This window comes from Micromonospora sp. LZ37 (assembly GCF_059359015.1).
On record NZ_JCADBL010000001.1, the window covers coordinates 250481 to 264566 of the forward strand.

The window sequence follows — 14086 nt, forward strand, 5'->3', positions numbered from 1 at the left end:
CCGGCCCCATCCCTTGCCTCGGGCGTCAGGGCGACCATGCGTCGGTGACGCCGCGTCACGACGCGAGACCCAAGGAGTTGGATGACCGGGCGTGACCGCTCACGACGCAGGTCCTCAGAGGACGCCTGGATCATCACGGCTCCACTGGCCCTGCTGGCGGTCGTGTGCGCCACGGTGACAGGGATCACCGCTGACCGACCGTTCGGTGAGTGGCCGTTGGCGGCTCTGCTGCTCGTTCTGATGATCGCGGCGGGGCTCCCGCTGCTGAGCCTGGTCGTCCGCCGGCAGACACTCGCCGTCACATTGACCGAGTTGCCACTCGTCTTCGCCCTCTACTACCTCCCGCCGCTGACGGTCGTGACCATCTACGCGGTGGCCTCCTACGCGACGTCCATCCGGCACGGGATGTCCGCGCCGAAAATCTGGTTCAACGTCGCGCGGTCCGCCGCCGGTACGTCCCTGGCCACCCTGGCCCTCCAGGCGTTCCCGCCGTTGGAGGGGGTGGGCCCACGCACCTGGGGCAGCATCTTCGCCGCGATCAGCCTACTGCTGGTGGTGAGCATCACCGCCGTTGCCGCGGTGCACACTCTGCTGGGCGGTTGGGAGACCGGTCGTGGAGCGCTACGGACGGCAAGGCCGGGAGTGCTGACTGCGGCGATCAACACCTCGGTCGCCCTGATCGTGTTGATCGTGGTGCAGAGCACCTGGTGGTCGCTCGTGCTGCTCGTCGCACTGGCCGCCGGGCTCGCCCTGGTCTACCGCTCGTACGCGCAATTCTTCCGCCAGCACCGCACCCTCGCCGATTTGTACGACCTGACCCGGGCGGTGATGGAGAGCGGGCAGAGCGGGGCGATCGCCGACGCCCTGCTCGGCCGGGTCCGCGCCTTGATGCAGTCGGAGTACGCCACTCTCTGGCTCCCGGCCCAGGGGCCGTACCCCGAGACGCTGCTGACCGCGAGGGTGGACGATCCGGCCCTGCTCGACATCGCTCGCACCCCGTCGAGCATCAGGCACCGTGCCCGGGAGACCGGCCGTACCATCGCCGTGGGTCGAGGGGTCACCAGCGATCCCAAGTTGCGTGGTGAACTCGCCGAGCACGGCATCAAGGACGCCGTGGTCGTGCCCCTGCGGTCGGGACAGTTCATCATCGGCACGCTGGAGATCACCAACCTGCTCGGGGACGGCACCCAGTTCGCTCCGGGTGACATCGAGGTCTTCGAGACCGTGGCCGCGCACGCCGCCGTCGCTCTGGAGAACTCCCGGCTGGTCGACCGCCTCCGCCACGACGCGTACCACGACACCCTCACCAAGCTGCCCAACCGCCGGCGGATTACGGCGGCGCTCGGGGAAGCCGTCAAGATCCGGGCGCCCGGCGAGGTCGTCGCGCTGCTCCTCTTCGACGTGGACAGCCTGCGCCAGGTCAACGAGTCCCTCGGCCACGCCGCGGGCGACAAGGTCCTGGTCGAGGTGGCCGAGCGGCTGCGGGCCTGCGCCCCCTCCTCGGCGCTGGTGGGTCGGGCCGGCGGGGACGAGTTCCTGGTCACCCTCCGGCTGGAGAACGCCGAGGCGGCGCTGGAGCTCGCCGCCGAGCTGCGCGAGCAGATCCGCGACGAGATGATCTTCGACGCGCTCACCCTCGACGTGGACACCGCCGTCGGAGTGGCCGTGTACCCGGACCACGGCAGCGACGCGGCCGCCCTGCTGCAACGGGTGGACCTGGCCGCGACGGCCGCGAAGTCGGTGCCCGGCGCCGTGCAGCTGTTCAACCCGGCGCTGGAGTCCCGTTCGCTGCGCCGGCTCGGCCTCGCCGGTGACCTGCGCCGCGCCCTCGAAGAGGGTGGGCTGGAGGTCTACTTCCAGCCCAAGGTCACCCTCCGGGACCGGCGACTGGTGGGGGTCGAGTGTCTGGCGCGCTGGGAGCACCCGACGCACGGCACGGTGGCTCCCGAGGACTTCGTCGCGGTCGCGGAGCACACCGGCCAGCTGGACCGGCTCACCGAGCTCGTGCTCCGGGAGGGCCTGCGGCGCAGCCGCGACTGGGGTGACGGCGCCCAGTCGCTCGCCGTCGCGGTCAACATCTCCGTCCGGTCCCTCACCGACCAGCACTTCCCGGCCCGCGTCCAGGAACTGCTCGACGAGTACGGCGTGCCGCCGCAGCGGCTCACGCTGGAGATCAAGGAGTCGGGGGTGATGGACGGCACCGACCGGCCGATCCCCACCCTGCACCGGCTGCGTGACCTCGGGGTGCGGCTCTCGGTGGACGACTTCGGCACCGGTGACTCCTCCCTGGCCCACCTGCGCCGGCTCCCGGTGCACGAGGTGAAGGTGGACCGCTCCTTCGTGCAGGGGATGGCGACCGATCCGGGTGACCTGGCGATCGTCAACGCGGTGGTGACCCTGTCCCAGCAGTTCGGCCTCGCGGTGGTGGCCGAGGGCGTGGAGAGCGAGCTGACCCTGGAGCTGCTCCAGGACATCGGCTGCGAGATCGGCCAGGGATTCCTCTTCAGCCGCCCGCTGCCGTACGAGCGGCTGGAGGCCTGGTTCGGGGCCCAGGTGGACCCGGAGACGATCTCCGCCGGCGAGCTGCCGCGGCTGCGAGTGGTGCCCTGACCTGCGCCGACACGGGTAGGGGGGATCTGATTTCGTCCACCGCGCGGGGCCGTGTAATGTATCCCCTGCGCGACGCCCTCCGGGGTGATCGGGTAGGCCCCCTTAGCTCAGTCGGCAGAGCGTCTCCATGGTAAGGAGAAGGTCTACGGTTCGATTCCGTAAGGGGGCTCAGAGGGTCCGGCTGGACCCGCCTGCGGCGGTGTAGCTCAGATGGCAGAGCAAGCGGCTCATAATCGCTGTGTCGCCGGTTCAAGTCCGGCCACCGCTACTCTCGTCCTCCGGGCCCGGTCCCGGCGGTCGGTGGGACGGGCGCCACAGGCGCCCGCTTTGCATGTCCGCGCATTGACCGCGTAGGCTCATGCGTCGTAGTTGTTATCCGTAGCGAGGAAGGCACTCCGCCGTGGCGAAGGCGACCGATGTCCGGCCGAAGATCACTTTGGCGTGTGTGGAGTGCAAGGAGCGCAACTACATCACGCGCAAGAACCGTCGTAACGACCCGGACCGCATCGAGCTGAAGAAGTTCTGCCCCCGGGACGGTCGGCACACCGTCCACCGCGAGACCCGCTGACCGGCGGCCGGCATCAGCCGGCCCGCCCCTGAGCAACTCCCGAACGCCGATCCGCACGGATGGCGCGGCTCTTCGCCGCCCGTCCCGTACGGATCGGCGTTCGTGTTTCCGTGTAGGTTCGGCGGCATGTCCCTGGACCCGTCCTTCGTCGGCCGGACGTATCCGCCGACCGCCCCCTACCAGGTGGGCCGAGAAAAGATCCGCGAGTTCGCCGCCGCCATCGGCGCCACCGAGCCCGCCCACCACGATCCGGAGGCGGCCCGCGCGCTCGGCCACCCGGACGTGGTCGCCCCGCCGACCTTTCCCGTGGTGGTCACCATGGCCGCCAGCCGGCAGATCATCGAGGATCCGGCGCTGGGCGTCGACTACAGCCGGGTGGTCCACGGCGACCAGCGCTTCGCGTACACCCGTCCGGTGGTGGCGGGGGACGAGCTGGTCTGCGTGAACACCGTCGAGGAGGTCACCAACCGGGGTGGGCACGGCTTCCTGACCACCCGCACCGACGTCAGCACCACCGCCGGCGAGCCGGTGGTCGCCGTCTGGACCAAGATCGTCGTACGCGGGGAGGCCTGAGATGGAGCTGCCGACTCAGACGTTCCGGGTGACCCGGGCGGACCTGGTCCGCTACGCCGGCGCCTCGGGCGACTTCAACCCGATCCACTGGAGCGACCGGACCGCCACCAAGGTGGGGCTGCCCGGGGTGATCGCCCACGGCATGTTCACCATGGCGCTGGTCGGCCGGGCGGTGACGACGTGGGCCGGGGCGGCCGACGCGGTGGTCGACTTCGGCGTCCGGTTCACCCGGCCGGTGGTCGTCCCGGACGACGACCAGGGCACCGAGATCGAGGTGGCCGCAGTGGTGAAGGAGGTCACCGAGGCGGGCCTGACCAGGCTCGACGTGACCGCCACCTGCCTGGGGGAGAAGGTCCTCTCGCAGGCTCGGGCGACCATCCGGACGGCCCGCTGAGGTCCGGTCCGGACGTGATGGGTGGTGCCGGTTGGGAAAGTCGCCGCACTACCCGTACACTGGTCCGCCGTGGGGCAAGTGACCCCTGCGCGACCACTCGTGGTCGAGCGGGGCGAGCGTTGCCGCACAGGGGTGTAGCTCAATTGGCAGAGCAGCGGTCTCCAAAACCGCAGGCTGCAGGTTCAAGTCCTGTCACCCCTGCGCCTCAGGCCTGACCGTTCCCGTGGGTCGCGCCGCCGAACGGCGGCGTCCGGCCCGTGGTGGTGGCATCGGCGGGGTGGTCCCGAGGCTTCGGGTTCCCTTCGTCCGGTCCGCCGGCCGCGGCCCGTCGCGGGACGGTTGGTCCGGCCGGCGTGACCAGCGCCGCGCACGCCGATCGGCGTGCGACCCGACATCCCGCGACGGAGGGCGAAGTGGCCGAGAACAAGCGGCGCGGCGAGGACGCCGGCGACGACGTTCCGCGCGACGAGAACGTCGACGAGGTGGCCGCCGACGACGCCACCGACGCGGACGAGCCGGTTTCCCGGGGCGGCACCGCGACCCGCGCGCGGACCCGTGCCGAGTCGGCCGACAGCAAGCCGAAGACCCGCACCGAGACCGATCGGGTGGGGCTGTTCGCCCGCATCGCGCGTTTCTTCCGCGAGGTGGTCGCCGAACTGCGTAAGGTCATCTGGCCGACCCGCAAGGAACTGCTGACCTACACCGCCGTGGTGGTCGCCTTCGTCGCCGTGATGCTGACGATCGTGGGCCTCCTCGACTTCGGCTTCGCCAAGGGCGTGCTGTGGGTCTTCGGCAACTGACCGGCCGGCTGAGCCGATAGTGACGGAAGTGAGCAAGCGTGCCTGAGTACGACGAGACCGCCGAGACCACGGACGAGCAGTCCACGGTGGCGACGGCGGCCAGTGACGAGTCGGTCGAGGCCGCCAGCGAGCCGGAGTTCCCGACCACGGAGCCCGCACCGGAGGAGGACTACGACCCGGTCGCCGAGCTGCGGCAGAAGCTGCGCTACGCGCCCGGTGACTGGTACGTGGTGCACTCCTACGCCGGCTACGAGAACAAGGTCAAGACCAACCTCGAGACCCGGATCACCTCCCTCGACATGGAGGAGTTCATCTACCAGGTCGAGGTGCCGACCCGGGAAGAGGTCGAGGTCAAGAACGGCAAGCGGTCCCAGGTCCAGGCCAAGGTCTTCCCCGGCTACATCCTGGTCCGGATGGAGCTGACGGCCGAGTCCTACTCCTGCGTGCGCAACACGCCGGGGGTCACCGGCTTCGTGGGGGCGACCGACCGGGCCGACCGCCCGGCGCCGCTCTCCCTCGACGAGGTGCTCAAGTGGCTGGCGCCGGCGGTCGAGACCGAGCAGAAGAAGGCCAAGCCCGAGATCAAGGTCCTCGACTTCGAGGTCGGCGACTCGGTCACCGTCACCGACGGCGCGTTCGCGTCGCTGCCGGCGACGATCAGCGAGATCAACGCGGACCAGCAGAAGCTCAAGGTGCTGGTGTCGATCTTCGGCCGGGAGACCCCGGTCGAGCTGAACTTCAACCAGGTCACCAAGATCTGACGTACCGGTCGCCGGCGGTGGGCAGGCAGCCCGCCGCCGGCGTACTCGTTCCACCGCCCGTCGGACCTCGACGGAGGGGTGGGAGGACGCTGCGCTACGCTAGAACGTCGCCGCTGTCGTGATCGCGCTGACCGTGCGCGCCCGCGGCCGGCGACGGTGAGCACCTTTCCCAGTTCCAAGCCCCAGGAAGAGACATGCCTCCGAAGAAGAAGCTCGTCAAGACGTTCACGCTTCAGCTGAAGGCGGGCCAGGCCACGCCGGCCCCGCCGGTCGGCCCCGCGCTGGGCCAGCACGGCGTCAACATCATGGAGTTCTGCAAGTCCTACAACGCGCAGACCGAGGCTCAGCGGGGCGACATCGTCCCGGCCGAGATCAGCGTCTACGAGGACCGCAGCTTCACCTTCGTGCTGAAGACCCCGCCCGCCGCCCGGCTGCTGATCAAGGCCGCCGGCGTCGAGAAGGGCTCCGGTGTGCCGCAGAGCCAGAAGGTCGGCTCCGTCACCCGCGCCCAGGTGCGTGAGATCGCCGAGAAGAAGATGGTCGACCTCAACGCCAACGACCTCGACCAGGCCGAGAAGATCATCGCCGGCACCGCCCGGTCGATGGGCATCGTCGTCAACGACTGACGTCGTCGACCACTCACCAGATCAGTTCGTGGGAGGGCGCGCGTTCGTCGCGGCCCGCCATAGACCACAGGAGTAACCCGAAAATGCAGCGCAGCAAGAGCTACCGCAAGGCCGCCGAGGTCATCGACCGGTCGAAGCTCTACACCCCGGCCGAGGCGGTCAAGATCGCCAAGGACACCACCACCGCCAAGTTCGACGCCACGGTCGAGGTCGCGATGCGCCTCGGCGTCGACCCCCGCAAGGCGGACCAGATGGTCCGCGGCACGGTCAACCTGCCGCACGGCACCGGTAAGACCGCCCGCGTGATCGTCTTCGCCGCCGGCGCGAAGGCCGAGGAGGCCGCCGCGGCGGGTGCGGACGAGGTGGGCACCGACGAGCTCGTCGCCCGGATCCAGGGCGGCTGGCTGGACTTCGACGCGGCGATCGCCACCCCCGACCAGATGGCCAAGATCGGCCGGATCGCGCGGATCCTGGGCCCGCGCGGCCTGATGCCGAACCCGAAGACCGGCACGGTGACCATGGACGTCACCAAGGCCGTCTCGGACATCAAGGGCGGCAAGATCACCTTCCGGGTGGACAAGCACTCCAACCTGCACCTGATCATCGGCAAGTCCTCGTTCTCCGAGAACCAGCTGATCGACAACTACGCCGCGGTCCTCGACGAGGTGCTCCGCGCCAAGCCGTCCGCGGCCAAGGGCACGTACCTCAAGAAGGTCACCCTCACCACCACCATGGGCCCGGGCGTTCCCGTCGACCCGAAGCTGGTGAAGAACCTGAACGAGGCTCCGGCCGAGAGCTGAGCACGACCCGCGCAGGGGCCCCGCCACGTACTCGTGGCGGGGCCCCTGCCGTTCGTCCGGCTGTGGCAGGCTCGCGGGCATGCGGCTGGAGGACGTCTGGCTCCGGTACCACCGGCGCGGCCCGTGGGTGCTGAGGGCGGCTCAGGCCCGGATCGAACCGGGCGAGGTGGCGGTCGTGCTCGGCCGCAACGGGGTCGGCAAGTCCACCCTGCTCCAGCTCGCGGCGGGGGTGCTCCGGCCGGATCGCGGTCGGGTCGCCGACCGGCCGCGGCGGGTCGGCTGGGTGCCGGAGCGTTTCCCCGCCGACCAGCCCTTCACCGTCGAGCGGTACCTGACCGGCATGGGGCGCGCCGCCGGCCTGGGCCGGGCCGCGGCCGACCGGGCCGTCGCGCACTGGACCGACCGGCTGGGCCTGGCCCGGTTCCGCGCGATCCGGCTGCCCGAACTCTCCAAGGGCACCGCGCAGAAGGTCGGTCTCGCCCAGGCCATGCTCCGCACGCCGGGTCTGCTGGTGCTGGACGAGCCCTGGGAAGGGCTGGACGTCGCCGCCCGGGAACTCGTCCCGGAGCTGGTCGACGAGGTGCTGGCCGCCAGCGGGGCGGTCCTGGTCAGCGATCACCGTGGGGAGACCGTGCGGCTTCCCGGCGCCCGGCACTGGCGGCTCGCCGAGGGCGCCGTGGTCGAGGAGCCGGCCGCCGGGGCGGAACCGCTGGCGGTGGTCGAGGTCGCGGTGCCCGCCGCGCGGGTCGCGGGCACCGTCGCCCGGTGGCGCGCCGAGGGCCACCAGATCCTCGGGGTACGCCCCGACGACCGCCGCGTCCCCGCCGGGACGTCCGGGCCGGCGGACGGGGCGCCGGGGCGGGGCGACGGCCGGGCCGGGCTCGCCGGCGGGGTGCCGGGAGAGGTCGGCGAGGTGCCGGGGCAGGGTGACGGGGTGGACCGGTGATCGCGCTGGTCCGGCTGCGGCTGGCCGGCTTCCTGCGTACCGGACGGGCGCTCGCGCCGGTGCTGGCCGGCCTGCTCGCCCTCGGCGTCCTGTACGGCGGCGGCCGGGCCCAGCCGGCGGAGGCGTACGGCGTCTCCGCGGTGGTGCTCTTCCCGGTGCTCGCCTGGCAGACGAAGATCCTGCTGGACGTCGAGCCGGACACCCAGCGCCGGTTGGCCCGGGTGCTGGTCGGCCCGGCGCGGGAGTGGGCGGCGGGGTTGCTCGCGGCCGTGCTCGCCGGGCTCGGCACGGTGGCCGTCGCGCTGGTTCTGCCCTGGGTGCTCGGCGGGGTGACCGGCCCGGTCGCGCCGGGGGACCGGTCGGTGGCGGCGGGGGTGGCCCTGGGGCTCTGGGCCCACCTGCTGGCCCTCCCGGCGGCGGTGGCGCTGGGCGCCCTGGCCAGCAGGGCGGTCACCGGCAGCGCCGGCTACGGCGTGGCGGTGCTGGCCCTCGGCGGGGTCGGCGCCCTGGTGCTCGGCCTCTCGGGCTCGGTCGCCCCCTGGCTGGCGCCGCCGGTGATGGCCACCGCCCGCGCGCTCACCGGGCCGCTGGCCGTGTCCACCGCGCTGCTCCTCTCGGGCTGGGCGGCGGCCTGGGCCGCGGCGGCCCTGACCGGCTACCTGTGGTGGCGCCGACGCCGCGCCTGAGGGGACGTGACCGGGGCCACCACGGGGGCGATTTGGAGGTACGGGGACACGTCCCGTAACCTCGTCAAGTAGTTCCACCCAGAGACCGCTGGTCACCGTGCTTCGGCACGGTCGAAGGTCCCGCGACGACGGGCGACCCGCGTAGGGCGGCAAGCGTAACTCGGCTCCTCCTGTGGTCCGCCGACCATGGTGATCGTGCCGGCCCTCGCCCCGTGCGCCCTGCGCCGGGGCTTTTTCGTTGTCGTGTTGCCTCCGCCGCCGTCGAGGAGCATTCCGCTCGTCGATGGCGACCAGCCTCGAGTAACGAGAGAGGAGGGACATGGCGGACAAGCCGATCCGGGCCGACAAGGCCACGGCCGTCGCTGAGCTGACCGACAGCTTCCGCAACGCGGGCGCTGCGGTGCTCACCGAGTACCGTGGTCTGACGGTTTCCCAGCTCACCCAGCTGCGGCGCTCGCTCGGCAAGGAGACCACCTACACGGTCGCGAAGAACACGCTGGCCAAGCGTGCCGCGGCCGAGGCGGGCATCTCCGGCCTCGACGAGCTGTTCACCGGTCCTACCGCGCTGACTTTCGTTTCGGGCGACGTCGTCGAGGCGGCGAAGGGGCTTCGTGACTTCGCGAAGGCCAACCCGAAGCTCGTCATCAAGGGCGGTGTCTTCGAGGGCAAGGCCATTACCGCGGCCGAGGTCACGAAGCTCGCCGACCTGGAGTCCCGTGAGGTGCTGCTGGCCAAGCTGGCCGGCGCCATGAAGGGCAACCTGAGCAAGGCCGCGGCCCTGTTCCAGGCTCCGCTCTCCAAGACCGCCCGTCTGGCGGCTGCCCTGCAGGACAAGCGCGAGAAGGAGGGCGCCGAGGCGGCCTGAGGCCCCCCGGCGCACCCAGTTCTTACTTAACAGATTCAGGAAAGGACGCCAGACATGGCGAAGCTCAGCACCGACGAGCTCCTCGACGCGTTCAAGGAGATGACGCTGATCGAGCTCTCCGAGTTCGTGAAGCAGTTCGAGGAGACCTTCGAGGTCACCGCCGCGGCCCCGGCCGCGATGATGATGGCCGGCCCGGGTGGCGGCGGCGCCGCTGCCGAGCCGGAGGCCGAGAAGGACGAGTTCGACGTCGTCCTCGAGAGCGACGGCGGCAAGAAGATCCAGGTCATCAAGGTCGTGCGTGAGCTGACCGGCCTGGGCCTCAAGGAGGCCAAGGACGTGGTCGAGTCCGCGCCGAAGGCCATCCTGGAGAAGGTCAACAAGGAGACCGCCGACAAGGCCAAGGCCAAGCTCGAGGGCGAGGGCGCCAAGGTCACCCTCAAGTAATTGAGGTTCGACCAGGCGCGCGTCCGGCTCACGTGAGCCGGGGCACACCGCATCGCGGCGGGCGGTGATCCGGGAACGGATCACCGCCCGCTGTGGTTGACGGGCTCCGAAGGCAGCGGCGTGAGCAGGGCGTCCCGCGCCCGCGGTACGGCCCACAGTGGTGCCCGGTGGTAGCTCGTCGGTGGGAAAGACGACGGCGACCCGGCAGGAGGCCCTTGACGCGGCACCGGCCTCCCAGGCACGCTGACACCAGCAAGACCTTCCGCGCTTGCGACGGCCACCTCTCGGGTAATGGCAGCGGCAGCACCAACGGTCGCGGCCCCCCCGAGCGGCCCGCCAGGAACGACGCGTTCCGAGCGGCCCGGTAGACCCGGTTTCCAGGGGTCCCGAGGCACGTTCCGCGACGACCTGCGGGGTGGGCTGGACAGCGGTTAGCCTCTCGGCTACACTGCTAGTTTGCGCTGCCTTCCGACTTGACCCCTGCTCGGAAATGTCCGTTTACGGATATTTCTGGTGGGGTCATTGGAGTGCACGCGTACCAGCCGTTCTGCAGCACCGGTCCTCGGAAGGACGCATCTTGGCAGCTTCCCGCCCTGCGAAGACCAGTCGTACGTCGAGCGCTTTCGCTCCCCGCCGAGTTTCTTTCGGCAGGATCACCGAACACCTCGAGGTCCCCAACCTCCTCGCCATTCAGAACGAGTCCTTCGACTGGCTCGTCGGCAACGAGGCTTGGCAGGGCCGGTCGGCGGACGACCCGCACGCACGCTCGGGTCTCGCGGAGATCCTCGAAGAGATCAGTCCCATTGAGGACTTCTCCGGCACCATGTCGCTCTCCTTCTCGGCTCCGCGCTTCGACGAGGTCAAGGCCTCGATCGAGGAGTGCAAGGAGAAGGACCTGACCTACTGCGCCCCGCTCTTCGTGACCGCGGAGTTCACCAACAACACCACCGGCGAGATCAAGAGCCAGACGGTGTTCATGGGTGACTTCCCGATGATGACGCCGAAGGGCACCTTCATCATCAACGGCACCGAGCGCGTCGTGGTCAGCCAGCTCGTCCGGTCCCCGGGCGTCTACTTCGACAAGCAGCCGGACAAGACCTCCGACCGCGACCTTTCCAGCGTCAAGGTCATCCCCAGCCGGGGTGCCTGGCTGGAGTTCGACATCGACAAGCGCGACACGGTCGGTGTCCGCATCGACCGCAAGCGTCGGCAGGCCGTCACGGTCCTGCTCAAGGCCATCGGATGGTCGGCCGAGCAGATCCGTGAGCGGTTCGGCTGGTCCGAGCTGATGATGACCACGCTCGAGAAGGACCACATCGCCGGCCAGGACGAGGCGCTCCTCGACATCTACCGCAAGCTCCGCCCTGGCGAGCCGCCGACCCGTGAGAACGCCCAGACCCTGCTCGACAACCTCTTCTTCAACCCGAAGCGGTACGACGTCGCCAAGGTCGGTCGGTACAAGTTCAACAAGAAGCTCGAGGTGGACGTCCCGATCACCACGGGCACGCTCACCGAGGACGACATCGTCGCCACCGTGGAGTACCTCTGCCGGCTGCACGCCGGCGAGGACGGCTACGAGGCCGACGACATCGACCACTTCGGCAACCGGCGCCTGCGCACGGTCGGCGAGCTCATCCAGAACCAGGTCCGCGTCGGCCTGTCCCGGATGGAGCGGGTCGTCCGTGAGCGGATGACCACGCAGGACGTCGAGGCGATCACGCCGCAGACCCTGATCAACATCCGCCCGGTGGTGGCGGCGATCAAGGAGTTCTTCGGCACCTCGCAGCTGTCCCAGTTCATGGACCAGACCAACCCGCTGGCGGGCCTGACCCACCGGCGCCGGCTGAGCGCGCTCGGCCCGGGTGGTCTGTCCCGGGAGCGGGCCGGCTTCGAGGTCCGCGACGTGCACCCGTCCCACTACGGCCGGATGTGCCCGATCGAGACGCCGGAAGGCCCGAACATCGGCCTGATCGGCGCGCTCTCCACCTTCGCCCGGGTCAACCCGTTCGGCTTCATCGAGACGCCGTACCGGAAGGTCGTCGAGGGTCGGGTCACCGACCAGATCGACTACCTGACCGCGGACGAGGAGGACCGGTTCGTCAAGGCGCAGGCCAACGCCCCGCTGAAGGCGGACGGCACGTTCGCCGAGGACCGGGTCCTGTGCCGGCGTAAGGGCGGCGAGACCGAGGACGTGGTTCCCGGCGCCGTCGACTACATGGACGTCTCGCCGCGGCAGATGACCTCGGTCGCGACCGCGATGATCCCGTTCCTCGAGCACGACGACGCCAACCGGGCGCTGATGGGCGCGAACATGCAGCGCCAGGCGGTGCCGCTGGTCAAGGCCGAGGCGCCGCTGGTGGGTACCGGCATGGAGTACCGCGCCGCGGTCGACGCCGGTGACGTGGTGGTCGCCGAGGTCGGCGGTGTCATCGAGGACCTCTGCGCCGACTACATCACCATCCACCAGGACGACGGCCACCGCCGGACGTACCTGCTGCACAAGTTCCGCCGCTCCAACGCCGGCTCCTGCGTCAACCAGAAGCCGGTCGTCTTCGAGGGCGACCGCGTCGAGGCCGGTCAGGTCATCGCCGACGGTCCGTGCACCGACGAGGGCGAGATGGCGCTCGGGCGCAACCTGCTCGTGGCGTTCATGTGCTGGGAGGGCCACAACTACGAGGACGCGATCATCCTGTCGCAGCGCCTCGTGCAGCAGGACGTGCTCACCTCGATCCACATCGAGGAGCACGAGGTCGACGCCCGGGACACCAAGCTCGGCCCGGAGGAGATCACCCGCGACATCCCGAACGTCAGCGAGGAGATGCTCGCCGACCTCGACGAGCGCGGCATCATCCGGATCGGCGCCGAGGTCGTCCCCGGCGACATCCTGGTCGGCAAGGTCACGCCGAAGGGCGAGACCGAGCTGACCCCGGAGGAGCGGCTGCTCCGCGCGATCTTCGGTGAGAAGGCGCGTGAGGTCCGGGACACCTCGCTGAAGGTGCCGCACGGCGAGACCGGCACGGTCATCGGCGTGCGTACCTTCTCCCGCGAGGACGGCGACGAGCTGCCCCCGGGCGTCAACGAGCTGGTCCGGGTCTACGTCGCCCAGAAGCGCAAGATCCAGGACGGTGACAAGCTCGCGGGCCGGCACGGCAACAAGGGCGTCATCTCCAAGATCCTGCCGGTCGAGGACATGCCGTTCCTGGAGGACGGCACCCCGGTCGACATCGTGCTCAACCCGCTGGGTGTGCCGAGCCGGATGAACATCGGCCAGGTGCTGGAGACCCACCTCGGGTGGGTGGCCAAGACCGGTTGGCAGGTCGACGGTGACGACGCCGACTGGAAGCGTCAGCTCCGCTCGATCGACGCGCACGAGTCCGAGCCGGACACCAACGTGGCCACGCCGGTCTTCGACGGTGCCCGCGAGGAGGAGATCTCCGGTCTGCTCTCGTCGACCCTGCCCAACCGGGACGGCAAGCAGCTGATCGGTGCCTCCGGCAAGGCGCAGCTGTTCGACGGTCGTTCCGGCGAGCCGCTGCCGGACCCGATCGCGGTCGGCTACATCTACATCCTGAAGCTCAACCACCTGGTCGACGACAAGATCCACGCCCGGTCGACCGGCCCGTACTCGATGATCACGCAGCAGCCGCTGGGTGGTAAGGCGCAGTTCGGTGGTCAGCGCTTCGGTGAGATGGAGTGCTGGGCGATGCAGGCGTACGGCGCCGCCTACGCCCTGCAGGAGCTGCTGACGATCAAGTCCGACGACGTCCTGGGCCGGGTCAAGGTCTACGAGGCGATCGTCAAGGGCGAGAACATCCCCGAGCCGGGCATCCCGGAGTCGTTCAAGGTGCTGCTCAAGGAGCTGCAGTCGCTGTGCCTCAACGTCGAGGTGCTCTCCAGCGACGGTGTGGCCCTGGAGATGCGCGAGACCGACGACGAGGTGTTCCGGGCCGCGGAGGAGCTGGGCATCGACCTGTCCCGGCGCGAGCCGAGCTCGGTCGAAGAGGTCTGAGGTG

The 14086-nt window shown here is 70.1% G+C and carries 13 protein-coding genes and 3 tRNA genes; all 16 read left to right on the forward strand.

From position 1 onward, the window contains the following. Window positions 1–81 precede the first annotated feature (81 nt). The 16 genes from AC5L3Z_RS01145 to rpoB all read left to right on the forward strand — a co-directional run bounded on the left by AC5L3Z_RS01145 (window position 82) and on the right by rpoB (window position 14082). The gene (locus AC5L3Z_RS01145; RefSeq protein ID WP_494838857.1) at window positions 82–2610 is read left to right on the forward strand and encodes a putative bifunctional diguanylate cyclase/phosphodiesterase; all 2529 of its coding nucleotides are present in this window, start codon (window positions 82–84) and stop codon (window positions 2608–2610) included. A 96-nt stretch (window positions 2611–2706) separates the two neighbouring features. Further along, window positions 2707–2779 (forward strand) — tRNA-Thr (locus AC5L3Z_RS01150). 26 nt (window positions 2780–2805) lie between these two features. Continuing rightward, window positions 2806–2878, forward strand: a tRNA-Met gene (locus tag AC5L3Z_RS01155). 132 nt (window positions 2879–3010) lie between these two features. After that, the gene (rpmG, locus tag AC5L3Z_RS01160; RefSeq protein WP_007073056.1) at window positions 3011–3178 is read left to right on the forward strand and encodes a 50S ribosomal protein L33; all 168 of its coding nucleotides are present in this window, start codon (window positions 3011–3013) and stop codon (window positions 3176–3178) included. A 126-nt stretch (window positions 3179–3304) separates the two neighbouring features. Beyond that, window positions 3305–3751, forward strand: a complete 447-nt coding sequence (locus tag AC5L3Z_RS01165) for an FAS1-like dehydratase domain-containing protein (RefSeq protein WP_494838859.1) — start codon at window positions 3305–3307, stop codon at window positions 3749–3751. A gap of 1 nt (window position 3752) precedes the next feature. After that, window positions 3753–4145 carry a MaoC family dehydratase gene (locus AC5L3Z_RS01170; protein WP_334528561.1) on the forward strand — a complete coding sequence of 131 codons (393 nt, stop codon included), beginning with the start codon at window positions 3753–3755 and terminating at the stop codon, window positions 4143–4145. A 128-nt stretch (window positions 4146–4273) separates the two neighbouring features. After that, window positions 4274–4346 (forward strand) — tRNA-Trp (locus AC5L3Z_RS01175). A gap of 212 nt (window positions 4347–4558) precedes the next feature. Beyond that, window positions 4559–4945, forward strand: a complete 387-nt coding sequence (gene secE / locus AC5L3Z_RS01180) for a preprotein translocase subunit SecE (RefSeq protein WP_334528558.1) — start codon at window positions 4559–4561, stop codon at window positions 4943–4945. A 38-nt stretch (window positions 4946–4983) separates the two neighbouring features. Next, window positions 4984–5706: a transcription termination/antitermination protein NusG gene (nusG, locus tag AC5L3Z_RS01185; RefSeq protein ID WP_494838861.1), complete on the forward strand. Its 723-nt coding sequence runs from the start codon at window positions 4984–4986 to the stop codon at window positions 5704–5706. A 194-nt stretch (window positions 5707–5900) separates the two neighbouring features. Then, window positions 5901–6332, forward strand: a complete 432-nt coding sequence (rplK, locus tag AC5L3Z_RS01190) for a 50S ribosomal protein L11 (protein WP_250791726.1) — start codon at window positions 5901–5903, stop codon at window positions 6330–6332. Between the two features lie 83 nt (window positions 6333–6415). Next, a complete protein-coding gene (gene rplA / locus AC5L3Z_RS01195; RefSeq protein ID WP_494838862.1) occupies window positions 6416–7132 on the forward strand; it encodes a 50S ribosomal protein L1 in 717 nt (238 codons plus the stop codon). A gap of 79 nt (window positions 7133–7211) precedes the next feature. Then, window positions 7212–8078: an ABC transporter ATP-binding protein gene (locus tag AC5L3Z_RS01200; RefSeq protein WP_494838864.1), complete on the forward strand. Its 867-nt coding sequence runs from the start codon at window positions 7212–7214 to the stop codon at window positions 8076–8078. After that, the gene (locus AC5L3Z_RS01205; protein WP_494838866.1) at window positions 8075–8764 is read left to right on the forward strand and encodes a hypothetical protein; all 690 of its coding nucleotides are present in this window, start codon (window positions 8075–8077) and stop codon (window positions 8762–8764) included. The genes AC5L3Z_RS01200 and AC5L3Z_RS01205 overlap by 4 nt, the downstream gene beginning before the upstream one ends. Window positions 8765–9083: 319 nt before the next feature. After that, entirely contained in the window at window positions 9084–9629 is a 546-nt protein-coding gene (rplJ, locus tag AC5L3Z_RS01210) for a 50S ribosomal protein L10 (RefSeq protein ID WP_494838868.1), read from the forward strand. A gap of 54 nt (window positions 9630–9683) precedes the next feature. Further along, window positions 9684–10073 carry a 50S ribosomal protein L7/L12 gene (gene rplL / locus AC5L3Z_RS01215; protein ID WP_334528534.1) on the forward strand — a complete coding sequence of 130 codons (390 nt, stop codon included), beginning with the start codon at window positions 9684–9686 and terminating at the stop codon, window positions 10071–10073. 577 nt (window positions 10074–10650) lie between these two features. Continuing rightward, entirely contained in the window at window positions 10651–14082 is a 3432-nt protein-coding gene (gene rpoB, locus AC5L3Z_RS01220; protein ID WP_494838869.1) for a DNA-directed RNA polymerase subunit beta, read from the forward strand. The last annotated feature ends 4 nt before the right edge of the window (window positions 14083–14086 follow it).